This is a genomic window from Hamadaea tsunoensis DSM 44101 (genome assembly GCF_000428945.1).
GTDB classification, from domain to species: Bacteria; Actinomycetota; Actinomycetes; order Mycobacteriales; family Micromonosporaceae; genus Hamadaea; species Hamadaea tsunoensis.
Window position 1 is genome coordinate 219,378 of record NZ_AUAX01000016.1, and the last position, 22,721, is coordinate 242,098.

Below are 22,721 nucleotides of genomic sequence, written 5' to 3' on the forward strand. Positions count from 1 at the left end.
CGTGCGCTCTACCGTCGTGCGGCGGTCGCTACCATCGTGACGTGACGCCGGACCCCGCCGAGCCGCCGCTCATCACCGCCATCGTCCACACTGGAGACGCGTACGCCGCGGCCGACATCCTCGGCTCCGACCTGGCGGTAGCCGGCCGGTCCCTGGAGGAACTCGCCGCGGAGGTCGAACGGCTGACCGGCTCGGACCACCCCGACGCGGCCTTCCGCTGGGAACGGGACCGGACGAACCCCGCGCTCTGACGACGACGGCCGACCTCTCCTACGCGGATTTCACCGGCTGCCGCAGAACCGTCTTCAACTTCGCCGGCTCCGTACGCCGCACGTCGCTGAGATAGATCTCGTGATGGTCGCCGTTGAAGGTCAGCCCGTGCTCAGGCAGGTAACGATGGTGCAGGCGCTCCAAGGTCGGAGCCTCGTCGTCATAGGACCCCACATGCAGGATCTGCACGCACCGGCCTTCCACCATGCTCATCAGCCGGACGTGCGCCAGCGCCGGATTGTCCTTCTTGCGCGCCGTCGCGGCGACGGCCGCCCCGACCATCCCCGCGGTGATCCAGTCCGGCTGGCTGATCATCATCGTCCACGACCAGGCATCCTTCTGCCTGGTCACGAAGGTCGCCGGGTCGTCCGCCCGCCACAACCCCTCCAGCGGCGCCACCACGAAATCCCGGTCCAGCTCCTTGCGGCTCGCGAACTTCACCGCGTACGCGACGCCGAACAGCGCCTCGACAGCCTCCGCGTACGCCGCCGAGGTGTTCGGATCGCCGTGCCCGTCGACGGCGACGTACGCCAGCTCGGGTACATCGACGACGACGAAGTCCTTGGCCGGTGGGGCATACAGCTCGCGGTACGCCTTCTTGACGTCGAACTTGTCCACAGCGTCTCCCTGTTCGCGACGGGCTGCCACTTCGATCTTCATCGCCCAACCCCCGATTGTGTCACCGCTGAGGTATTGGAAGACTGCGGCTTCATCGAGGGAGTGTGTGATGGATAGCAAAGAACTTGTGACCGCGTTGGCCGCAACGGATGTCGACCCGAACTACCGAGTCGACGGCCACCTTGTCGGTTTCACGCATGATGGCACGCCCTACCTGGACCGGCTGCCGGATGGCCGGTGGTGTGTCGGATACATCGAACGGGGCGTAGAGCATCCGGTCCGCTTCTTCGCGACCGAGAACGAGGCTTGTCGATATTTCTACGATGACGTGACGAAACCGCGAAAGATGCCCCGGGTCCGCACACCCGAAGAGGTGGCTGCGGATGAAAGGCATATGCGTCGATGGTGGGCGGAGCGCGAAGAGCAGGTGGGCCCTTCTGGCGATTAGCACTCCACCGGCGGAGCTCCGGAAACCCGCCTCGATCGAGCGGCGGAGTTCACGCTCTCGCGCGGGCTCCGCTGCGGAGGCGTTCCGGCGAGATCTCCCGGTCCGGGAACCTTCGCAGGTACTCCAGCTCCAGCTCCGTCTGCCGCTCCGTGTGGCGTTCCAGCGCCTGGTCGGAGCCGTGCCGGAAGGTGTCGTTGCGGGTGCGGTGCAGCTCCGCCAGCTCCCGGATCAGATCCTCCTCGGTCAGCTGGGTCGCCGGAATCCCCTCCGGCGACAGGCCGGCAGCGATACCACCGGCATAGACCCCACCGGCATAGACCCCACCGGCGGCGAGCGCGGGTACGCCCAGTACTTCGGTCACTTCGTCGTAGGCGTACTCGCCTTCGGGGAGGGCGTCGAGCGCGTCCAGCACGTCCGGCGACGCGTCGGCGGCCACCGCCCGGCGGTAGAGCTCGTCCCGGCCGACCCGCTCCCGGGCCGCGTACGCCTCGTCGAGGATCACCACGATGCTGTCCATGACCAGGGTGTACCCGCGTGGTGAGCGGCTAACCGCCGTTGAGGACGGCGGTCGTGGCGTCCCGGACGAGCCGGCGGAGGTTCGGCGGCTTGTTCAGGTGGCTGGTGACCAGCAGTCCGTCGCCAAGCACGGTGAGGATGTCGGCGGTCCGTCCGGGATCGGCCGCGCCGTCCCGGCGCAGCAGGTCGACCAGCAGGTCCCGCTTCCACCGGCGGTGCTCCTCGATCGCCTGGCGTACGGGGCTCGCGGGATCCGGGTACTCGGCGGCGGCGTTGATGAACGGGCAGCCGCGGTAGCCGGGGAATTCGGCGGCGTCGGCGATCTGGTCGAAGACCGCCAGCAGCGCCGCCCGGGGATCGGCGGTGTCGATCGTCGCGACCGCGGCCCGGCCGATCCTGCTCTGCTCCCGCACGTACGCGCAGACCAGCTCCTCCTTGGCCGGGAAGTGGTGGTAGAAGGTCGCTTTCGCGACGCCGGCCTCGGCGATGATCCGGTCGATGCCGACGGCGTGGATGCCTTCGGCGTAGAACAGCGCGGTCGCCGTGCCCAGGACACGTCCCCGCGCCGGGCTGTCGCGCCGCTGCTCGATGCCGGTACCCGTCACGCGATTGACAGTACCAGACAGATCTGTCTAGTCTGGCCGCGCCACCAGGTAGACAGATCTGTCTAGGAAATCCCGACCCGAGTGACGATCCCGACCCGAGTTCAGTGGAGGCAACAACATGACCAACATCTATACGGCTGTCGCGACCGCGTCCGGCCGCGACGGCCGGGCGGCCAGCTCCGACGGCAGGCTGGACGTGAAGCTGTCCCTGCCCGTCGAGATGGGCGGCGACGGCGCGGGCACCAACCCGGAGCAGCTGTTCGCCGCCGGGTACGCGGCCTGCTTCGCCACCTCGATGAAGCTGGTCGCCCCGCGCAAGAACCTCGACGTCTCCGATGCCTCGGTCACGGCCGAGGTCGGGCTGTCCCCCAACGGCGCCGGCGGCTACCAGCTCGACGTGGCCCTGCGGATCTCGCTGCCGCCGCACATCACCCCGGAGGCGGCCCAGGATCTGCTGGCGGCGACACACCACGTGTGCCCCTACTCCAACGCCACCCGCGGCAACGTCCCCGTACGCCTCATCCTCGAGTAGCGGCGAGATCCCCGAACAGCGCAGATCCCCGAGGAGCGCGGACTGCTGTCGATTCCGGCCGAGCCCCCGCGTCGTACAGGTGGACGGGTTCGGCCGGGCCCGCGACGAGGAAGGCGGCATGCGTGGTGGACAACGAGAAGGCGGCCCTGCGATGGTTCCTGCGGGCGCAGCGCGACAGCGTGCTGGCGATCGTCGAGGGGCTCGACGAGGACGCGGTCCGGGAGCTGATCGACGGAAAGACGGGCCTCGGCCCTCGATGAGAGGGACGGGGCCCGCCGGAATCCGATGTGGACGATCAGCGAGGCTTGGCGTACGCGCCGACCTCACCGAAGTCGAACAGCACGCAGGCCTCGTCGCCGATGACCTCCGCGTCGTGGCCGGGCGGGATCGCGAAGATCTCGCCCGTGGTGATCTCCTGCTCGCTGCCGTCGTCCATGTGGATGCGCATCCGGCCCTGCATGCAGTAGCCCAGATGCGATACCTCACACGACTCGGTGCCGGCGATCGGCTTGACGTTCGTCGACCACCGCCAGCCCGGCTCGAACGTGCCCCGCGCGACGGGCCGTCCGCCCGCCATCACCACGTCCGCCATGCCCTTGCCCTCGAACATCCGGGTCTCGTCGGGCTTGTCGAAGGACTTCACCTCGACATGCTTCATATCGACAGTGCCCACCGTTATCACCACCAGTGATCGGGGCCTCCGCTATGCCGCGGATGCCTCCAACCTTGACGCTAATCAGCCCGGTGCCCGCCCGTGGACGTTGGTAAAGAAGAGCACCATTGATACAGGGGAGCGGTAGGGTGCCGGCCGCGGCCCCGCCCCGGGGCGGCGCGACCGCGGCCGGCGGTCTGGGTGGGCGTCGGTCACATGGGCGCGAACTGGTTGGTGGCGGAGTTGTAGCGGACGGCCTGCGAGGTCTTCATGGTCAGATCGATCTCGAGGGCCTGGCTGGACACCGAGCTGATGACCATGCCGTTGTTCTTGTAGCTGGACGCGAACACCTGCACCTTCTCGATCGGCGTGAAGATCGCGTTGTCCAGGTAGGGCACGGCCACGGCGTTCACCGCGCCGGACTGCGCCATGCCGTTGATCGCCGCCGCCTGGTAGAGGCCACTGGTGATCATCGTGGTGTTGCCGACCGTGAACTCGCCGTCGTTGTTGAAGACGCCGTACATGTTCGGCGCGTACGCGGTGATGCCCGAGTCGAACTGGCCGCCGCTGAGCGTGTACTTGTTGCCGCCGACGGCCGGCTGGAGCGACTGGGTGACGATCGTGGCGCCGTCCTCGATCTGGGTGGTCGAGGCGTACACCTCGTACGTCTCGTCCCAGGTGACGGTGTTGTTGAGCATCGGGCGGAAGGTCAGCCAGGAGACCGGGATACCGCTGCGGATGGACTTGACGATGGTGACGCACTGGTCGGCGGCGGCCAGGGTCTGCAGGCCGTCGCTGTCGAACGCGATGGCGAGCTGATAGCTGGTCATGAAATCTCCTCCTTGGGAACGGCTGTCGGCTATCCGGCAGCCGGCATTCTGAATTCACCGATTCGGTCGCGTGTCGATGCGTTCGGCATTGTTGATCCCGAGCCAGTACGACTGCTTCCACGCCGCCCCTTTCCGATCTCCGAGCTCCGATGTGGACCGGCTTTTCCTGCGCCTTTCCACGGAGTTCAAACTAGGGCGACTCAGGCAACTTGGGCTGCGGAATTGCGAGGATCGTCAGGGTTTCCTGACGATTCGTCGTATTGGCGACTGCTCCACCCGTCCGCATCTGTCACGCTGGTTCGTCGTGCAGAGCGGAGAAGACTTGATCTGGCCCTATCTGTCGCCGTCCTTCGCCGGCTGGGAATGGGTCCCCGAACCGCGCGGCGCGCTGCGGCGGCTTCTCATTCCCCCGCTGTCGCCGGCGTCGTTCCCGACCGCCGCGGGCGCGCGTACCGCGCTCACGCTGGACGTCCTGGGCGGTCTTGACTCCCTGCTGCGGGCGGTCGAGTCCGATTCGCTGCTGCTCATCGCCGAGGCGTACCGGCGGGGGGCTTCCTGGGCACAGATCGCCGGGCGGCTCGGCCGCTCCAAACAGACCGTCCACGAGCGTTACCAGGCCAAGGTCAGCGCGCCGCAGACCGAGAACACGCTCCTCGACGATCTCGCGTACGCGCACCACCGCGCCCGGCACATCCACGAGCTGGGCGGCAGCCCGGACGATCGCGCGCGGGCGACGGCCTTCCTGCACCGCCATCCCCGGCCCCGGCAGAGCCGCCGCAAATAGCCCCCGGTCCGCCGGCTCCCGGTCCGCTGGCTCCCAGTCGGGCTGATTCCCGTCGGCTGGGTCCCGTCGGCGGCCCGGCCGCGTTCAGCGGCTCGCCGCCGCCAGGGACTGGCGCGCCAGCAGGTCCAGCTCCTCGGGGGTGCCGCCGAGGACGTCGCGGGCCAGCGCGTACTGGTCGTCGAGGGTGCCGCCGAACAGCAGCGGGTCGTCGGTGCCGAGCGCCACCGGGACCCCCGCGGCCAGGAAGGCCCGCAGCGGAATCTCCTCGACGCCGCGCACGACGCCGAGCGGCGCGTACGAGGTGGGGCAGAGTTCGATCGTGACGCCCCGGTCCGCCAGCAGGTCCAGCACGGCGGGATCGGTCGCGGCCGTGATGCCGTGGCCGATGCGGTCGGCGCCGAGCAGGCGTACGCAGTCCGCGACGTGGCCGGCGGGCTCGTAGAAGCCGGCGTGCGGCACGACGCGCAGCCCGGCCGCGGCCGCGATCGCCGCCGCCGGGACGAAATCGGCCACCCGGCCCAGCCGCTCGTCGTGGGACAGGCCGAAGCCGGTGACGCCGCGGGTCGCGTACCGGGCGGCGAGGGCGGCCAGGCGTTCGGCGTGCTCCGGCGGGCGTGCCCAGCTCGACGCGACGATCACGCTGCCGCGCCCGGGATCGACGCCGGCCAGGACCGCCTCGACGACCGCCTCCGGGCTGCCGAGCACCGGGGCGAGCGAGGTCGGGTCGATCTGGATCTCCGTCCACACCGCGCCGCAGGCGGCGTCGTCCTGGATCGCCTCCCGGGCCACCCGCGCCACGTCCTCGGCCGTCCGCAGGACCGCCCGGGCCAGGTCGTAGCGGCGCTGGAACTCCGGCCAGGTGTGCGTACCCGCGGGATCGAGAGGGGGCGGCTGGGGCAGGCCGAGGCGGTCGGCGTACTCGACGAGGGTGGTGGTCCTCATCGAGCCGGTGAGATGCAGGTGCAGGTTGGCGCGGGTCACGCGCGGAAGCTCTCGCCGCGCAGGACCGGGACGGCCGCGCTCTGCCCGAGTTCGGCGGCGATCGCGACGTCGAGCGGGTAGCCGTGGCCGATCAGCTCGCGGCCGCTGGCGCAGTCGTGCAGGGCCTCGCTGATGCGCCCCTCGACCTGCCGGTACGCGACGGCCGCGGCCTCCGCCTCGGGTGAGCGCCCGAGGGCCGGCAGGTACGCGACGAACGCCCCGGCGCCCCAGAGGTCCTCGACCGCCGGGCGCAGGGAACCGTCCTCGTCCCAGCGCTCCCCCGCCGGGATCACGGCGACGAAGTCGTCCTCGGAGAGCCGGGCCGCGACCCAGGCCGCCGCGGCGGCCGCGTTGCGCAGCGACACCCCGAGGACGGTGGTGCCGAGCTCGGCGAGGACGCGGGCGATCGTGGAACCGTTGGGAGACGGCAGGACCAGCCGCGTCAGCGACTCCGCGGCGCGGACGGTGGCCGGGGACAGGCTCACCTGGCCGGGCACCGAGCGGCCGACCGCCAGCGTGGCGTCGCGCTCGGCGGCGAAGGCCGCGGCCCGCTCGTCCTTCCACCGGTACGGGAACACCTCGACGCCCCGGTCGGCGGCGACGGTGAGCGTGGTCGTGAAGGACAGCACGTCCACGACGGCCACGAACCGGGCCCCGGCGCCGACCGTACGCGCGCCCACCGGGCCCCAGTCGAGGCGTACGCGGTGACCGGACTGCGCGTACGGGTTGATCATGAGGTCACTCTAGCCGACCGGCCGAGAGCGCTCCGGACACAGTCCACAGTGGTCTCCGCGAGAGCAGGTCGCGGATCGGGGAATCTCGCGGATCGGGGAAACCTCGCGAAGCGGGCGTCCGTTAGTCCTCCGGGAAGGGGGACCGGATGACCACTCGCCTGCGGGGCCTCGACGGCCTGCGCGCGCTCGCGGTGGCCGCCGTCGTCGCCTTCCACCTCGACGCCCCCTGGCTGCCCGGCGGCTTCCTCGGCGTCGACCTGTTCTTCGTCCTGTCCGGCTTCCTGATCACACGCCGGCTGCTGCGTACGGACCTGCGGCTGCGCGACTTCTACGCCGGCCGGGCCCGGCGCATCCTGCCCGCCGCCGTCGTGGTCGTCGTCGCGTGCGTCGCCGCCGGCCTCGTCCTCTGGCGCCACCAGGGCGGCCAGCTGCGCGGCGACGTCCTGGCCGCGCTGGCCTTCGCCACCAACTGGTGGGAGATCACCCGCGACGCGTCCTACTTCGTCGCCGCCGGCCCGCCCTCCCCGCTGCGCCACTTCTGGTCGCTCGCCGTCGAGGAGCAGTTCTATCTCCTCTGGCCGTGCGTGGTCGCCCTCGCCTTCCGCGGGTACGCCCTCCGCCCAGACGCCCATCACCCAGACGCCCCTCACCGGTACGCCCTTCGCCGGTACGCCCTTCGCCGGTACGCGTGGACAGGCGGTCTGGCTCTCGCGGGCGCGCTCGCCTCGGCCGCGGCGATGGCGGGGCTCGCGATCGCCCGCGACGTCCCGTTCAACGCCGACCCGTCCCGGGTGTACTACGGCACCGACACGCACGCGATGGGCCTGCTGCTCGGCGCGGCCGCGGCGGCGTGGCTGCCCCGGCGCCGGATCGTCGAGCCGGTCCCGTGGCTCACCGACGCCACCGGCTTCGGCTGCCTGGCCGTCCTGGCCGCCGCCATGCTCACCGCCGACCAGTCCAGCCCCGGGCTCTACCGGGGCGGCTTCCTGCTGCTGAGCATCGCCGCCCTCGGCCTGGTCCTGGCGACCGGGCGGCCGGGGTCGCTGCCGGGCCGGCTGCTGGATGTGGCGCCGCTGCGGTGGATCGGCGTACGCAGCTATGAGATCTACCTGTGGCACTGGCCGGTGATCGCCCTGCTGACCGACCTGGGCGTCGTCGGCACGGCCCGCGCGGCGGTCGCGGTACCCGCGGCGGTGGCGCTGGCCGCCGCCACCCACAAGTACGTGACCCGTCCGATCTGGCACCCAGAACCCACGACTGCGCCGACTACGACTGTGCCAACTGCGACTGTGCAAACTACGACCGTGCCGCTTCTGCGTCCGCGCACGCTGGCGGTCTGCGCGGGCGTCGTCGCGCTGGTCGCCGCGGCCCTGCCGCTGAGCAACCCGCCCCCGCCGGTCACGGCGACGATGCCCGCCGTGGACCCGTCCCCCGCTCCGCTGCCGTCCGCCCCGCCCGCGCCGGCCGGCGGGCCGATCTTCCAGCACCCGTCGTGGGTGCAGGGGCCGATCTCGGCGTTCGGCGACTCGGTGATGCTCGGCGCGCAGGACGCGATGTCGGCCTCCATGCCGCGCATCCGCTGCCTGGCGACCGTCAGCGCCTCCCCCGACCTGATCTTCAGCCGCGTCTACGAGGCGCGCAGCCGCGGCCGCCTCGCCCACGTCGTCGTCGTGCACGCCGGGGACAACGGCCTGCTGCGCCCCTCCGACGTCGACCAGCTGCTGGCCACCCTGGCCGACCGGACCCTCGTCGTCCTCGTGACCGACAAGATCCCGGAGGCGTACGGGCGGCGCAACAACTCGGTCCTCACGAGCGTGGCCGCCCGGCATCCCAACGCGGTGATCGCGGACTGGGCCCGGGCGAGTCGCGGCCACGACGGCTGGTTCGCGTACGACCAGACGCACCTGCAGCCGGCCGGGGCCAGAGCGTTCGCCCAGCTCATCACCGACGCCATCGCCATCGGCCCCCGCTGACCCGCTCCCCCTCCCGCTCTGTGGCGGGAGTCGGGGTGGCGGGGGTCAGGCGCTGCGGCCGATCAGGCGGTGGTGGTGACCCAGGTGCCGTCGATCCAGGTGGGTTCGCCGTCGAGCATCGGCGCCATCACCGTCTGGTACCACTTGTCCTGTTCGGGGTCGTCGGCCAGCGCCATGTACTGCTCCTTGCTGGCGAACTGGACGGCCACCACGACCGTCTCGCCGTCGTCGCCCGTCAGCGCGTCGGTACGCACATAACCGTCGACGTGCCGCTCGGCGTTCCACTTCTCGGACGCCGTGAACATCTCCGCGGGGTCGCCCTTGAACTTGCCGATCATGACTGTTCCGTACATGGTTCACACCCCCTGAAAGCCCTCCCCGTCACCGATTCTCCTCCGCTCGGCCCGGTCGCGAGTTCGAATCGGCGGGCCGGGACCCCGGCTTCGGCGTACCGCCCGGGTCGCCCGCCCCGCCGGACTTGACAGGGTCCCCGGTCCGGAGTGGACCATTCCCGCGTGGACATTCTTGTGGTGGGCGGCAGCGGCCTCATCGGCTCCCATGTCGTCGACGTTCTCCGCGAACGCGGGCACACCGCCCGGACGGTCGCGCGTACGCCGGGACCGGCCGTCGACCACGTCGCCGACATCGGCACGGCCACCGTCGACGAGCTGCGACCGGTGCTGCGCGGCTGTGACGGGGTGGTGTACGCGGCGCGTACCGATGAGCAGACGCCGCTGAAGAAGCCGCTCTACCCGGTGTTCCGCCGCGACCTCGTAGACCCCGTGGTACGCCTGTTCACCGCGGCCCGGGCGGAAGGACTGACGCGGGGTGTCCTCATGGGTTCGTACTACACGTACTTCCACCGGCATCATCCGGAGTGGACGCTGCCGGAGCGGCACACCTACATCCGCTGCCGGCTGGAGCAGGCCGCCGAGGGCCGTGCCGCCGCCGGGCCCGACCTGCCGGTGGCGGTGATCGAGCTGCCGTTCGTGTACGGCGTCGGCACCGGGATCAGCGGCGGCCGCCTGCCGAACTGGGCCGGACCGCTGGACCGGTGGGCGCGTTCGGGCTGGCCGCTGCTGGCACCGCCCGGCGGTTCGGCGGCCACCTCGGCGCGGCATGTGGCGGAGGCCGCCGTCGCCGCCCTGGAGCAGCGCGACGGCGGGGACCTGCCGATCGCCGACGAGAACCAGAGCTGGCACGACCTGATCGGCGGCATCGCGGCGGCCGTGGGAAGGCCGCGCCGGGTCCGGCGCCTGCCGGCCGCGATCGCCCGCGGCGCGATGAGACTCGGCGGGGCGCTCCAGGCGCTGGGCGGCAAGGAAGCCGGCATCAACGTCCGGCACGTCGACCGGCTCATGCTGATCGACCTGTTCGTCGAACCGGCGACCGGACGCCCCCTCGACGACGCCGTACGCGAGACGTTCGCCCCGTGACCGGCGCTCCGCCCTGATCGGGATTCGGGCCATGATCGGCTTCGCGGCTACAGTCGGCGTGTGCTGCCGCAGGAACACCTGATCGAACGCGTACGCGAACTCTGCCTGGCCGATGACGGCCTCGTCGCCGCCCTGACCTACGGGTCCTTTCCGCAGGGCTGCGGCGACGAGCACAGCGACGTCGAGTTCTGGCTGTTCGGGCGGCCCGACCCGGCGGCCGCGCGGGCCTGGCTCGACCGGATCGGCGAGATCCGGCACGTGGTGGTCAACGAGTTCGGCACCCACGTGGTCTTCTTCCCGGGCCTCGTACGCGGCGAGTTCCATTTCGCCGCCGCCGACGAGATCGCCGCGGTCGCACAGTGGCCAGCGCGCAGCGCGCCCGTCGACCGGATGATCATCCTGGATCGGACCGGCGCGCTGCGGGCGGCACTCACCTCGCTGCCGGACGCGGCCCGCGTACCGGTGGGCGGGCCGGCGGTCGAGGAACTCTGCGGGCGGTTCGCGAACTGGCTGCTGCTGGCCCACCACGTCGCCGCCCGGGGCGAACTGCTGCGCGCGCTCGACGCCCTGACCCACGTCCAGCGGCATCTGCTCTGGATGAGCCGCCTCGCGGCCGGGCAGACGCACACCTGGCTGACGCCGTCCCGCCGGGCGGAGACCGATCTCGACGGGCCCTCCGTCGGCGCGGTCGCCGCCGTCGCCGCCACCGCCGACGCGGCCGCCGTCCGGGAAGCCCTCGCGGCTGCGTGGCGCCGCGGCCGGGAGCTGTGGATCGAGCTGGCCGGCCGGACCGGCCGACCGGTGCCCGAGAAGCTGTTCGCCGACTTCGACGCGACCTTGCACCCACGACCGCCGCGGTGAATGACACCGACCTCCCGTTGGCACCTGACGTGCCATGGTCCGCGTACGCGTACTCCCTGACCAGCGGCGACGGGCGGCCGATGGGCGTACTGTCGTTCCCGTACCAGCCGGGCGCGCCTGCCGGAAGCACCGGAGTCGAGCAGGGCGGACCCGTGACGGTCCAGGCGAGACCGCTGATCCAGGCGAGAATGCTGATCCAGGAACGCGTGATCCAGGAACGCACGGCGACCCACCGGTACGCCGTCCGGGAAGGGCCAGGCGATGCAGCGCCGCCCCGATGAACCGAACAACTGTGAACCGAACAGCCGTGAATCGAACGGCTGTGAATCGAAAAGCCGTGAACAGGACGGCTGTGGCGCGACGGTGGGAACGTGCTTCGCGGTCACGCGTACCGATCTCGCGGACGCGATCGTGCTGACCGTCACCGGCTCGCTGGACGCCTTCACCGCGCCGGCGTGCGATCAGGCGATGGTCCGGGTGCTGGCCGCGGTCGCGCCCGGGCGGCTGCTCCTGCTCGATCTGCGGCGGCTGGACTTCCTCGCCGCCACCGGGGTCCGGACGCTGTCGCGGACCGTCGAGGCCGCCCGGCGTGCCTCGATCCCGATCCGGGTGGTCGTCGGGCCCGGCCAGTCCACGCGGCTGATCCTCGACCGGATCGACGTGGACGCCCGCATCCCGGTGGCCGGGCGGCTCGCCGGGCCGGACGGTAGGACACCGGCGGGGTGGGACCCGTCGAGGTACAGGAGGTGCGGGACCGATGAGCGGCAGTCACCACCACGACGCGCTGCCGTACGCCGACACCGGCGAGCTGTGCGCCGCCGTCGTGGCCGCACTGCGGGCGGAGGCAGGCCCGGATGACGTCGTCGTGCTGGCCGGCCGGCCGGAGCACGGCGACATGCTCGCCACGGCGGTCCGCGGACGGCTGCCCGGACTGCGGAGAGTGGTACGGGCGGACCCGCCGGTCGTCCACAATAGACCGGCGGTGGCCCTCGCGGCCCAGCGACGCCTCGCCCAGGAAGCGGCCCGCCAAGCCACCCGGCAGACGGATCAGCAGACCTCGCAGCATACGGCTCGGCAGGCCGCCCAGCAGACAGTCGTCCTGCCGACAGCCGTGCCCCTGACAGCCGAGCCCCTGAAAGCCGAGCCCCTGAAAGCCGTGCCGCCGACAGCCGCGCCTCTGACAGCCGAGCGCTCGACTGCGGAACAGGCAGCCGCCGCACGCGTCTGGTACATCGCCGAGCCCGACGTCGGGACCACCCGCGTCGCCTGGCGGCGGGCCGCGGACTACGAGGCCGCCTGCGGGTTCGCACTCGCCTCGTGCGCGCTGACGACCGTGTGCGCGTACCCGCGGTCGATGTTCGGCCCGGTCCTGGAGACAGTTCGGCGTACGCATCCGCGGCTGCTCACGGCCGACGGTCCGGTGCCCAATCCGGCGTACCGCGACGTGCTGCCGGCCGGGCTCGGGAACGGCCCCGCCCTACCGGAACCGGCCGGATCCCCCGTGCTGCACATCGCGGGTTCGGTCACGCTCGCCGAGGTCGCCGGCATCCGCGCCCGGCTCGCCGAGGCCCTGCGCGACGTGCCGGCGCTCGTCCGGACCGACTTCGTCGCCGCGGTCAACGAGGTGCTCACGAACGCGTACCTGCACGGGATTCCGCCGGTCGACCTCACGGTGTGGGCGTCGGCGGCGTGGATCGAGGGCCGCGTCACCGATCGCGGCCGCGGGTTCACCGATCCGCTCGCCGGATACGTGCCCGAATCCGACGGGCGGCGGGCGCACGCGGGGCTGTGGCTCGTCCGCCAGGCGTGCGACGAGTTCGACACGTGGCGTACGCCGGCGGGGTTCACCGTCCGCGTGGCGACACCGGTCACCGCCGACCTGCGGCTGTACACGGCCGGCCGGTGAGGAAGCGCGGCCCTGCTACCGTCGGGCGATGTTCACCGCACCGCAGGTCAACATCTACTCCGCGGACGTGCTCCGCGCGGTCGCGTTCTATTGCGGCTTCGGGTTCCGCGAAACCTTCCGTACGCCCCGCGACGGCGTACCGATCCATGTGGAGCTGCGGCTCGACGGGTTCACGATCGGCGTGGCGTCGGCCGCGTCGGCCGTCGCCGATCACGGGCTCGATCTCGGCGGCGACGCCCGGGGCATGGAGATCGTGCTGTGGACCGACGACACCGACGGCGCGTACGCGCGGCTCGTGGCGGCCGGCGCGCCGAGCCTGTCGGCGCCGAAGGACTGGCTGGGCAACCTGCGCGTGGCGTGGGTCGCCGACCCGGACGGCAATCCCGTCGAGCTCGTGCAGCGACGGCGTACGTGACAGGGCCCGGCGTTCGCCGGGCCCTGCTGTGACATGCCGACTGGCGCGGACGCTCAGCAGGTCCAGATCGCCGGGATCGACGTGTGCCCGCTCGACACGTCGCCGACGACGGTCCCGGTGTCGGCGATGAAGGCGCCGTGGACGGACTGTCCCTTCGCGAGCGGGGGCAGCGTGGCCACCCCGTCCGGCCGGAACACCTTGCCGGTCCTGTTGACGGCGGCGCCCAGCGCGTTCACGTCGGTGCCGATCTCCTGCGGCAGCACGCGTACCGCACCGGTGCGGATGTTCCAGACCGCCAGGGTGCCGTCATGGCCGGCCCGCCAGACGCCGCCGGTGGCCCAGTCGCCCCGGACCGCGTACGCGACCGCGGTCGTGCCCTGCGGCGCGTCCAGTTTCCGCCCGTGCCCCTGCACATCCCACACGTACGCGTCGCGGCCGGCGCCGTCGGCGTACGTGCCGCCGGCGATGGTGTTGTCGTCGGTGATCCCGAAGATCCCCGCCGAGTTCTTCGTGCCCGTGGGCAGCGGGAGCTTCTCGGCCGTCGTGCTGCCCGGCCGCCACAGCAGGGTCACGCCCCCGACGCCGCCGCTGTTGCCCTGCGGCTCGGCGTTGACCAGGACGTACCCGGCATCGTTGAGGTACGCCTGCGGGTAGTAGTGCCACCGCCCGGGCAGCCCGTTCAGCTTGGTGGCGTGCCCGTGCTCGTACCGGAACACCCACTCGGTCGCGAAGTCCGCCGAACTCGCGACGCCGGCCGCCGCGCCGGACCGGTTGACCGCGCCGATCTCGGCCGACGGCGCCCCCACGTCCAGCCTCGCCGGTACGCCGTCGGTCCACAGGATCGGCAGCGACCCGGAGCCGTGCACCGACCACCCGGCCACGTACCGGCCGGACGGGTCGATCGCGGTCACGGTGACACCCTGGGCGCCCGACGGCACCGCCAGTTCCCGCCCCTGGCAGGTCACCGCGACGGGCGACGGGCTGGCGCCGGACGCCGCCGCCTGCTCGATCACCGCGGCCGGATCCGCCGCCCCCGGCGTGGCCGGCGCATGGTCGCGTACCGCCGCCGGAACCGTGACCGCCGCCGCGACCGCCGCGATCACGGCCACCCCGCCGCACGCCTCGGCCACGCGCCGGCGCGTACGCCGACGCCGCCCGGCGCGCACCACCGTCTCCAGGTCCACACCGGACACCGGCGCCGCCGTCGCGTGCAGCAGCTCACGCGCGTCGTCCTCGTTCATGCTCACCGCTCCTCCACCTTCCCCACGCGGGCGGCCGTCACCGGTACGCCCCCCATCAGTTCGCGCAGTGTCGCCAGGCCGCGGGCGGACTGGCTCTTGACGTTCCCGGTCGAGCACCCCAGCGCCTCGGCGGTCTCCTCCACCGACAGGTCGCACAGGAACCGCAGGACCACGACAGCCCGCTGACCCCGGGGTACGCCCCGCAGCGCGGTCACCACGGCATCGCGGTCCTCGACCGGCGTACCGGCGGGATCCGGGCGTTCGGGCAGGCTGTCGGACAGCACGACACGCGCCCACGCCGACCGGCGCTCGTCGAGGAACCGGCGTACCAGGATGCGGTGCACGTAGCCCTCGATGTTGTCGGCGCCGCGGGCCCGGCCCCACTTCGCGTACAGGGAGACGAGCGTGGCCTGGACGATGTCGTCGGCCCGGGTGGCGTCCCCGCACAGCAGGTACGCCGCCCGGTGCAGGCGCGGCATCCGCCCGGTCACGTACTCGACGAACTCGCGTTCGACGTCGGCTCGCATGTTGTGTCCTCCCCGCTGTCCGGCCCACCCTTCTGTCGATCCCGGACCCGTGGGGGGTTGCAGTGTGGGGAATCAGAAAATCAAGATCTTTTTAGGCGTCAACGTTCATGCAGCGTGGGCCGGAATGCCACCTCACCCGCGGGCAGGGCCACTCAACGGGCCACTCGTTCACAACGCGAAGGCTTGATCAAGTTCCCGATTCCTGCAGAAAACAGGCCGATTCCGCAGCTCCAGGGAACTTGATCAAACCATGGAGATCAACTACTACAGAATCCGGGCACTTGATCGAGGCCCGGGCCATCGCCCGCAGATCAAGATCTTTTTTGTCCCGGGTTCGTCGATCTCACCTCCGCTCCTCCCGCGGGAGACCGTTCCGCCCCTATCGCTGCGCTCCGGGGACTCCACTGCCACCTGAGTGGGGCGAAGCATCATCCACCGTCGCCCGGTCGCCGTTTCGCGCCAACCCCCGACCGGCCCTTGTCGCGACTGTCCGACTGGTGCGACTGGTGGACCGTATACGTACCGCACGATCATCGCGCCCTCGCAAGCGAATGGAGGGCGCTGCGTTCGCGCAAGATCGCCGAGAAGCAGGCGGGGTGGGTTATGCGGCGGGGCGCTCCGCCTCCAGCATCACCGAGCCGTTGACGTCGTCCACTGTGAACAGTGTTCCCGGCGGGTAGTTCTCCAGCATCGCCGGCGGCAGCTGGACAGTGCCGTCCCCGGCGACCACCGCGAACTCGCGCCCGCCGCGGCCCTCGGCGCCGACCCGCCCGTCGCGGATCGTGACGACCCGGCCGAACGCCTCGCCGACCGCCGCGTCGTGCGTGACCGCGACGATCGTCGTGCCGCGCTCGGCGTTGACCCGGTCGAGCGCGTCGAGCACCTCGTCGCGGGCGTCGTGGTCGAGCTGGCTGGTGGGCTCGTCGACGAGCAGCAGGCCCGGCGACGCGGCCAGGCCGACGGCCAGCGCCGCCCGCTGCTGCGCGCCCGGCGACAGGTCGCGGATACGCCGGTGGCCGAAGCCGAGCAGGCCGACGAGGGCCGCGACCGACTCCGCCGGTTCGACGTCGGCCGGGCGTACCTTGCGGGCGCGCCGCTGGGCCAGCCAGAGGTTCTCCTCCAGGGTCGCGTACGGCAGGAGGTTGCGGGTCGCGCCCTGCAGGACGACGCCGATGTCGGTGCCCCGCAACCGGGCCAGCTCGCCGGCGGTCAGCTTGCCGATGTCGGCCAGCCCCACCTGCACCCGGCCGGCGCTGGGCCGCATCAGGCCGGACAGCAGCGCGATCAGGGTCGACTTGCCCGAGCCCGAGGGGCCCACGAGAGCCACTTTCTCACCGGGCGCGATCTCCAGATCCACCCCGGCCAGGGCCACGACGTCGCCGCCCTCGGCCCGGTAGATCTGCACGACCCGGCGGCAGATGACCGCGAGACCGTTCACTGTGGACTCCTCTCGACGGCGCGCCGCAGGGCGGCCACGGTGATCGCACTGGTGACGAGCAGCAGGACGGCGGCGGCCGCCGTGGTCACCCCGACCAGGTCGGCGCGGGGCAGCAGCGCCGGCGTCCGGGGAGCGTACCCGCTGTCGGCGAAGAACGGCACGACCGCCCGGGCGACCCACCACGCCAGCGCCGATGCCCCCGTCCCGGCGATCGCGGCAGCCAGCGTGAGCAGCGCGTACCCGCCGAAGGACTGGGCCAGCACGGCGCGCGCGGGCAGGCCCTGCACGCGCAGCGCCCGCATCATGCGCCGCTGCTCCTCGCTCTCCGCGGCCGCCGCGACCAGCAGCGCCCCGAGCCCCAGCAGGATCGCGGTCAGCGACACCACCAGGTAGAAGCGCAGCGCGAGCGCCGGCCCCGATCGATCCAGTTCCCGGGTACGCGCGGCGGCGGTCACGTCGCCGATGACGTCGAGCCCCTGCGACCGCAGCGCGTCGCGCAGACCGGCCGGGGCGTCGGCCGCCAGCCACACCTGCGGCTCCCGCACGGGCGACGCGGTCGACACGAGCGCGCCGAGGTACTCCATGTCCACGAGGCCGCCGGCTCCGCCGAGCCTCGGCAGCGCCGGCACCTGACCGGCCAGTTCCACGCCGACCGAATCCGCCGTCGCCTGTACGCGTTCGCGCGGCTGCGACACCCCGATCATCGGCAGCGTGGATCCCGGGGAGGCGCTGGGGTGCAACAGTTCCGCGGCCTGTCGCAACGAGACGGTGGCGTCCTGACTCCAGAACCCGACCGAGGCCAGCCGCGGGGAGTCCACGGCCAGCGCCGGGAACCGCTGATCACGCAACCGGTACGCCGCCATCGCGTACTTCCCGGTCGGGTCGGCGGCCCGGACGGCCTTGAGGAGTTCGGCGGCCGTCAGCGGGCGGACCTGGAGGACTTCGGGGGCGCCGACGTCGAGGCGGGCGCGCTCGGCGCGGGCGTCGGCACCGGTGGCCGTCGCGGCGACCGCGAACCCGACGACGCCGAACAGCACGACCAGCAGGGTCAGCAGCCGCGCCAGGCTCGGCCGGCGGGCCACCGACAGGGCGAACATCGCCGCGTTGAGCCGGCCCCGGCGCAGTCCCGCCCGGCCGGCGCGCTCGGCGAGCAGGGCCACGATCCGGCGGGCCACGAGACCGGTCGCGACCGCGACGAGCACCGGGGTCAGCAGCGCCACCCCGGACGGGTGGGCGTCCGCGGTGATCTGGTAGCCGGCGGCCACCGTCAGCAGCACCACGAACACCTCGCCCAGCCCCGCGACGACCGCCCGGCGCCGGGCCGGCGTACGCCGCATCAGGTCGGCGACGGGGCCGCGGGCGGCCCGCCACTGGGCGACGCTGCTCAGCACGGCGACCGCGGCGACGGCGATCGCGGCGTAGACGAGCGCCTGGACGGTGAGGTGCACGCTCGGCGCGCCCGGCAGTGCCCGCGCGGACAGGATCCGCACCAGCAAGAGTCCGGTGAGCAGGCCGATCGGTGCCCCGAGCACGGCCGGGAGCAGGTACTCGGCCGACGCGATCCACCACCGCGTCCCGCCCGGTACGCCGCGCAGCCCCGACAGCCCGAACTCCGACCGGCGGCGCAGCACCCCGGCGGTGACCGCGAGGTACAGCACGACCAGCGTCAGCAGGACCAGCGGCAGCGCGGCCACCTGGATCGAGCGGTCGAGCACCGACCGGTTGGCCTCGATCCGGGCGGCGAGATCGGCCATGCTGGTGTTCGCGGCGTACCCGTTCTCCTCGGCGAGGTCGGCCTCGTCCTGCGCCACGTAACGGACGTAGTCGAGGTCGGCGAAGGTCGCGTCCCGGGCGACCAGGTCGGTCGTCTGCACCGCGGTGCTGAACGGGCTGGCCGACACCGTCTCCAGCGTCGCGAACACGGCCAGGCCGTCGTCGCTGCCGTCGTCGTCGGGCCGGACCCCGCCGGCGAACGTGCGCCCCGCCCCGTACGCCGAAGCGAGATCGCCGAGGTCGTAGCGGCCCACGACGGTCAGCCGGGTGGGCGGGCCGTCGTCGTTGAAGCCGGCCGGGTGCCCGACATTGCCGGCCTGGAAGTCGACGAGGTCGCCGACGTCGAGCCCGAGCGCCTTCGCGACCGTGTCGGCCACGATCGCCTCACCGGCACCGGCGACGCAGCGCCCGGCGACGACGCGTACGTGCTCGCAGACGTGGTTGCGGTAGACGAACCAGGCCGGCGTGGACGCCTGGTCCGCGGGAGTCGGGTGCGCCGCGCTCATGACCCGCCCGGCGACCTGCAGGCCGCCGATCGTGTCGAAGCCCTCCCGGTACGGCAGCTGCGGCGCGATCTCGCCGGTCAGCCGGGGCGGCCCGAACCCCCGGTCCTGCCGGGAGACCAGCGCGTCGCGGGTGATCGAACGCTCGACCGGGGCCGCCTGCGCCACCTCGGCGCTCGTCGCCGCGGTCGAGGCCGCGGTGCGGTACAGCGGCCCGGCGACCGCCCCGGCGGCGGCGATCGCCGACAGGGCCAGCACGGTCAGCACCGCGCCGAGCCGCTCGCGGACCATGGCCACCAGCAGCCTGCTCATCGGGCGGCTCCCACCAGGTCGGGGGTGGCGGCGGCGGCCACCGGGGCCGGCGCGCCGTCGGAACGAAGGGCCCTGGCCAGTCGCGAGGCGGCGTACGCGCCGACCCCGCCGATGATCAGCAGGGCGACGGCCAGCCCGGCGAGCGCGATGCCCCACCCCGGCCGCACCGGTACGCCGGTAGCCGTCCACCGGTCGATGAACACCGGCACGGTCACCCGGGCCAGGCCGCCGACGGTGGCCGCGGCGATCACCGCTCCGGTCGCGACCCCGGCTCCGACGAGGACGGCGAAGGAACGGCCGACGGCGCGTACGGCGACCGGGAGGCGCAGGCCCTGGCGGCGCAGGTCCCGCAGTTCGGCAAGGCGCATCCGGTGCTCGGCGGTCGCGGCGACGGCCAGGCCGCCGGCCGCGAGCAGGACGCCGAGCAGCGCCGTGACGAGGCGGAAGCGCACGGACTGGCCGGGACCGGCGCGCATCATCCGGTCCTGGCGCTGCGCCACCGTCTCCTCCCCCGTCACCGAGAGGCTCCTGCGGATCGCCGCCAGTACGCCGGCCGGAGTGTCCGCCCGCGCCCACACCTCCGACGTCGCGCTGCCGAGGCTGGTGCCCGCGAGGCGGTCGGCGTACTCCTGGTCGAGCAGGTAGCCGTCGGCGCCGACCCCGGGCAGCCCGGCGACCGCGGCCGCGATGCGTACCGGCTGGACGCCGTTGGTCAGCACCGGCAGCTGGCGGACGAAGTCGGTCTGCGCCACGTCGGGCGTACCGGCCGCCACGACGGGCAGCGGCACCGGCATGTCCGCCGACAGGATACGCAGGTCGGAGGTCATGTGCCGGGGATCGTCGGGCACGTACCGGGCCGACAGCCAGCCGCCACTGTTCTGGCCGCCGCTGTTCGAGCTGCCACTGTTCGGGCCGCCGCCGTGCAGCACGGTCAGCTCGCCGGGCAGCGTGGTGAAACCGTCGCGGTACAGGCCGGGTTCGGCCAGCGCCTTGCCGTCGAGTACCGCGCGATCGGGGCCCTGCTGGGCCAGCCCGGTGATCCGGATGTCCTCGATGGACCGTTCGAACCCCAGGTACGCCAGCCGGCACCCGCTCGCGCAGCCGGCCAGCGGCTGGACGTAGTGCCCGCTGCCGGCCACCGGGAAGACGACGCGGATCGGGTTGCCGGCCGCGTCGACGAGGTTCACCTTGATCGGCGTCGCCACGACCGGTTCGACCGGCGCGGCAGGCTCGGCATCGGCCGGATCCGCCACGACGCCGTCGACGGTCTCGGCCGGCGGCTTGACCACCGTCACGTCGAGCGCCAGCGCCGTGCCGTCGACCGTGATCGCCGGGTTCGCCGCCGGGTGCAGCAGCCCGGCCAGCCGGGCCGCGTCGGGGGCCGTCCAGCCGGCGACGCGTACCAGGCGGTCGCTCTCCACCGCGACGACCCGCCGCGTGCCGATCTGGTCCCGGGCGGCCGCCAGCAGCCACTGGCCCTGCGGGTCGGCGGAGTGCACCGCCGCGCGTACCGCGGTGTAGGAGGAACCGGTGACCGTGAGGACGCGATCGGCGCCCAGTTCCAGGCGGGCCCGGTCCTGCAGGGCCGTGGACGTGGTGTCGTAGCCGGTGACCGCGAGCCCGAACAGCGCGACCGCCGCGACCAGCAGCGCGAACAGACGCGGCGCCGACGAGCGGCGCGAGATGTGCGCGGCCGCGAGGCCCGTGGCGAGGTCACCGCGGCGCAGGCGCTGCCCGCTCACCGCGACCGTCGCGGCGGTCAGCCCCCGCCCGGCCAGCAGCGCCGCCGCCAGCACGATCACCGGCGGCCCGAGCGGCGCGAAGCCGCGGTCCGGCGCGCCGGTGGCCAGCTGGTAGATCATCACGCCGGCCGCCGCGAGGACCGCCAGGTCCAGCGGGTCCACCCGCCGGCCGGACGACGCCGGGTGCGCCTGGCGCAGCGCCGCCAGCACCGGCAGCCGCAACGCCCGCGCCTCCACCAGGAGTACGCCGACCGGCAGCGCCACGAGGACGCCGGCCGCGAACACGGCGTCCCACATGGACAATGGCGTCGGGACGAGTACGCGTCCCGCGGCCGCTCCGAGCGCGGAGCCGAGCAGCGCGACGAGGGCCGACGGCGCCGCCGCGAACCACCAACGGGAGATCACCGGGACGCCGCGCAGCACCGCGAGCGTGGTCTTCGACGCCCGTTGGGCGGCCGCGTACCAGGCGGCCAGCAGCAGAACGAAGCCGCCGATGAGGATGACGCCGCCGGCCGTGGCCATGATCCCGGCCCCCAGCGCCCGCTCGCTCGCCGAGACCCGGTCGAAGAACTCCGGCACCTGGCTGGCGGCGGTGAACCCCTCCGGCGGCGACTGGCGCAGCTCGTCGAGGTCGGCCCGGGCGGTCGCGAGATCGCCCGGCAGGCTGTCCGCGTCGAGCGCCATCAGGTCGAGGATCGCCGTGACCGTGGTGGCGTTGCCCTTGTCGGCGGGCACTTCCTTCTCGGTGCCGCCGACCACCGGCACGGTGATGGCGCGCTGGGACGTGGCCACCTGGTTGACCGTGTCCGCGCCGGCGATGATCGGGGTGTCCGTACGCCGCGGGTCTGCCGACATGTCCGCACGCGTCGACCAGTAGGCGCTCCCGTTCGGCGGCGCGTACAGACCGGCGACGGTGAGCTGGAAGTCGAGCACCCCGCCGGTCCCGGCGGCCCGCAGGACGATCGTGCCGCCGGTGCTCACGCCGAGCGCCTTCGCCGCCGCCCGGCCGAGCAGCACCTCGCCGGGCTTGTCCGGGCACCGGCCGTCGATCGCGAGCCGCTCGCAGGCGCCGTCCCGGCTGATCAGCGAGGCGGCCAGCGAATCGGCCATCCCGTGCCCGCCGGCCCGCGCCCGCACGACCAGCTGCAGCGTGACGAACTGCGTCAGCCCGGCCTTGTCGGCGTCGGCCTGCAGCGTCTCACGGGCCCGGTCGACCTTGCCGCGGTCGCCCTGCTCGTCGAAGACGTCGTCGGCGCGCACGGTCACCGTGCGGTCGATCGGCGGGGCCACCGCGAGCTGAGCGTCCCGCAGCTGCGCCTGGGCCAGCCGCGCGTACGCGGGCGCGGCCAGCGCGATCGCGGCCAGGATGAAGCACAGTACGCCGAGGACGGCGGCCTGCCCCGGATAGGCGCGCAGCACCCGCCGCAGCATCCGCACCATGGCCACCTCCATGAGAGAGCGCTCCCAGTCCGGGCGCACCTTACCTGATCATTCGGCCCGCGGGCGGGCCCCCGTTGATCAGGATTAGCTCAAAGTCGGCTCGGCCCGAACGCTTCCCTGGTAAACGTGGTTATCGACGGGAAACACTGTCCCACCTGGTGGTCTTGCACGGTGGTCCTACTCG

At 72.8% G+C, this 22,721-nt stretch carries 25 protein-coding genes; 12 read left to right on the plus strand and 13 right to left on the minus strand.

Features of this window, described 5'->3' with window-relative positions:
* The first annotated feature begins 41 nt into the window (after nt 1-41).
* Entirely contained in the window at nt 42-251 is a 210-nt protein-coding gene (locus G401_RS0122955) for a hypothetical protein (RefSeq protein WP_027344351.1), read from the plus strand.
* Between the two features lie 19 nt (nt 252-270).
* Here G401_RS0122955 and G401_RS0122960 read toward each other — a convergent pair whose 3' ends face one another.
* Nucleotides 271-888, minus strand: a complete 618-nt coding sequence (locus tag G401_RS0122960) for a GyrI-like domain-containing protein (RefSeq protein ID WP_027344352.1) — start codon at nt 886-888, stop codon at nt 271-273.
* Nucleotides 889-997: 109 nt separating this feature from the next.
* Between G401_RS0122960 and G401_RS56065 the strand changes: the two genes are divergently transcribed.
* Complete coding sequence (locus G401_RS56065) at nt 998-1,336, plus strand: hypothetical protein (RefSeq protein ID WP_157546164.1); 339 nt, start codon at nt 998-1,000, stop codon at nt 1,334-1,336.
* Nucleotides 1,337-1,385: 49 nt separating this feature from the next.
* Here the strand turns inward: G401_RS56065 and G401_RS56815 are convergent, their stop codons facing one another.
* Nucleotides 1,386-1,853 carry a DUF6158 family protein gene (locus G401_RS56815; RefSeq protein WP_084557502.1) on the minus strand — a complete coding sequence of 156 codons (468 nt, stop codon included), beginning with the start codon at nt 1,851-1,853 and terminating at the stop codon, nt 1,386-1,388.
* Nucleotides 1,854-1,881: 28 nt separating this feature from the next.
* Nucleotides 1,882-2,457, minus strand: coding sequence for a TetR/AcrR family transcriptional regulator (locus G401_RS0122970; RefSeq protein ID WP_211240811.1), 576 nt, complete (start codon nt 2,455-2,457; stop codon nt 1,882-1,884).
* 118 nt (nt 2,458-2,575) lie between these two features.
* On the opposite strand from G401_RS0122970, the gene G401_RS0122975 reads away from it, so the two are divergent.
* Both G401_RS0122975 and G401_RS56070 read left to right on the plus strand, forming a co-directional pair.
* Complete coding sequence (locus G401_RS0122975) at nt 2,576-2,989, plus strand: organic hydroperoxide resistance protein (protein ID WP_027344355.1); 414 nt, start codon at nt 2,576-2,578, stop codon at nt 2,987-2,989.
* Nucleotides 2,990-3,111: 122 nt separating this feature from the next.
* A complete protein-coding gene (locus tag G401_RS56070; RefSeq protein ID WP_157546167.1) occupies nt 3,112-3,249 on the plus strand; it encodes a hypothetical protein in 138 nt (45 codons plus the stop codon).
* Nucleotides 3,250-3,284: 35 nt separating this feature from the next.
* Here G401_RS56070 and G401_RS0122985 read toward each other — a convergent pair whose 3' ends face one another.
* Together G401_RS0122985 and G401_RS0122990 are read right to left on the minus strand one after the other, a co-directional pair.
* Nucleotides 3,285-3,662 carry a cupin domain-containing protein gene (locus G401_RS0122985; RefSeq protein ID WP_245601811.1) on the minus strand — a complete coding sequence of 126 codons (378 nt, stop codon included), beginning with the start codon at nt 3,660-3,662 and terminating at the stop codon, nt 3,285-3,287.
* A 191-nt stretch (nt 3,663-3,853) separates the two neighbouring features.
* Nucleotides 3,854-4,471, minus strand: coding sequence for a hypothetical protein (locus G401_RS0122990; protein WP_027344357.1), 618 nt, complete (start codon nt 4,469-4,471; stop codon nt 3,854-3,856).
* Between the two features lie 322 nt (nt 4,472-4,793).
* Here G401_RS0122990 and G401_RS47680 point away from each other — a divergent pair, with 322 nt between their 5' ends.
* Nucleotides 4,794-5,255, plus strand: a complete 462-nt coding sequence (locus tag G401_RS47680) for a helix-turn-helix domain-containing protein (RefSeq protein WP_034592689.1) — start codon at nt 4,794-4,796, stop codon at nt 5,253-5,255.
* A gap of 84 nt (nt 5,256-5,339) precedes the next feature.
* Here G401_RS47680 and add read toward each other — a convergent pair whose 3' ends face one another.
* Both add and G401_RS0123005 read right to left on the minus strand, forming a co-directional pair.
* Entirely contained in the window at nt 5,340-6,236 is an 897-nt protein-coding gene (gene add / locus G401_RS47685; RefSeq protein WP_034592765.1) for an adenosine deaminase, read from the minus strand.
* The gene (locus G401_RS0123005; protein WP_027344358.1) at nt 6,233-6,970 is read right to left on the minus strand and encodes a 2-phosphosulfolactate phosphatase; all 738 of its coding nucleotides are present in this window, start codon (nt 6,968-6,970) and stop codon (nt 6,233-6,235) included. Before G401_RS0123005 ends, add begins: the two co-directional genes overlap by 4 nt.
* 146 nt (nt 6,971-7,116) lie before the next feature.
* Here G401_RS0123005 and G401_RS0123010 point away from each other — a divergent pair, with 146 nt between their 5' ends.
* Nucleotides 7,117-8,943, plus strand: coding sequence for an acyltransferase family protein (locus tag G401_RS0123010; RefSeq protein WP_027344359.1), 1,827 nt, complete (start codon nt 7,117-7,119; stop codon nt 8,941-8,943).
* Nucleotides 8,944-9,005: 62 nt separating this feature from the next.
* Here G401_RS0123010 and G401_RS56075 read toward each other — a convergent pair whose 3' ends face one another.
* Nucleotides 9,006-9,296, minus strand: coding sequence for a hypothetical protein (locus G401_RS56075; RefSeq protein ID WP_157546170.1), 291 nt, complete (start codon nt 9,294-9,296; stop codon nt 9,006-9,008).
* 162 nt (nt 9,297-9,458) lie between these two features.
* Here G401_RS56075 and G401_RS0123020 point away from each other — a divergent pair, with 162 nt between their 5' ends.
* The 6 genes from G401_RS0123020 (at nt 9,459) to G401_RS0123045 (ending at nt 13,561) form a co-directional block, all read left to right on the plus strand.
* The gene (locus tag G401_RS0123020) at nt 9,459-10,379 is read left to right on the plus strand and encodes an NAD-dependent epimerase/dehydratase family protein (RefSeq protein ID WP_027344361.1); all 921 of its coding nucleotides are present in this window, start codon (nt 9,459-9,461) and stop codon (nt 10,377-10,379) included.
* Nucleotides 10,380-10,439: 60 nt separating this feature from the next.
* A complete protein-coding gene (locus G401_RS47690; RefSeq protein WP_051367007.1) occupies nt 10,440-11,240 on the plus strand; it encodes a hypothetical protein in 801 nt (266 codons plus the stop codon).
* Nucleotides 11,237-11,521: a hypothetical protein gene (locus tag G401_RS0123030; protein ID WP_157546173.1), complete on the plus strand. Its 285-nt coding sequence runs from the start codon at nt 11,237-11,239 to the stop codon at nt 11,519-11,521. The genes G401_RS47690 and G401_RS0123030 overlap by 4 nt, the downstream gene beginning before the upstream one ends.
* 82 nt (nt 11,522-11,603) lie before the next feature.
* Entirely contained in the window at nt 11,604-12,098 is a 495-nt protein-coding gene (locus G401_RS56825) for an STAS domain-containing protein (protein WP_034592691.1), read from the plus strand.
* Nucleotides 12,099-12,417: 319 nt separating this feature from the next.
* A complete protein-coding gene (locus tag G401_RS58635; protein ID WP_407636908.1) occupies nt 12,418-13,146 on the plus strand; it encodes an ATP-binding protein in 729 nt (242 codons plus the stop codon).
* Nucleotides 13,147-13,174: 28 nt separating this feature from the next.
* Nucleotides 13,175-13,561, plus strand: a complete 387-nt coding sequence (locus G401_RS0123045) for a VOC family protein (RefSeq protein ID WP_027344363.1) — start codon at nt 13,175-13,177, stop codon at nt 13,559-13,561.
* 53 nt (nt 13,562-13,614) lie between these two features.
* On the opposite strand, the gene G401_RS0123050 is transcribed toward G401_RS0123045, so the two are convergent.
* The 5 genes from G401_RS0123050 to G401_RS0123070 form a co-directional block, all read right to left on the minus strand.
* A complete protein-coding gene (locus tag G401_RS0123050) occupies nt 13,615-14,808 on the minus strand; it encodes a hypothetical protein (protein WP_027344364.1) in 1,194 nt (397 codons plus the stop codon).
* Nucleotides 14,805-15,329 carry a SigE family RNA polymerase sigma factor gene (locus tag G401_RS47705; RefSeq protein ID WP_034592694.1) on the minus strand — a complete coding sequence of 175 codons (525 nt, stop codon included), beginning with the start codon at nt 15,327-15,329 and terminating at the stop codon, nt 14,805-14,807. Before G401_RS47705 ends, G401_RS0123050 begins: the two co-directional genes overlap by 4 nt.
* A gap of 601 nt (nt 15,330-15,930) precedes the next feature.
* Nucleotides 15,931-16,767, minus strand: a complete 837-nt coding sequence (locus G401_RS0123060; protein ID WP_027344365.1) for an ABC transporter ATP-binding protein — start codon at nt 16,765-16,767, stop codon at nt 15,931-15,933.
* A complete protein-coding gene (locus G401_RS0123065; protein ID WP_027344366.1) occupies nt 16,764-19,355 on the minus strand; it encodes an FtsX-like permease family protein in 2,592 nt (863 codons plus the stop codon). Before G401_RS0123065 ends, G401_RS0123060 begins: the two co-directional genes overlap by 4 nt.
* Nucleotides 19,352-22,537 carry a hypothetical protein gene (locus G401_RS0123070; RefSeq protein WP_157546176.1) on the minus strand — a complete coding sequence of 1,062 codons (3,186 nt, stop codon included), beginning with the start codon at nt 22,535-22,537 and terminating at the stop codon, nt 19,352-19,354. The genes G401_RS0123065 and G401_RS0123070 overlap by 4 nt, the downstream gene beginning before the upstream one ends.
* Between the last annotated feature and the right edge of the window lie 184 nt (nt 22,538-22,721).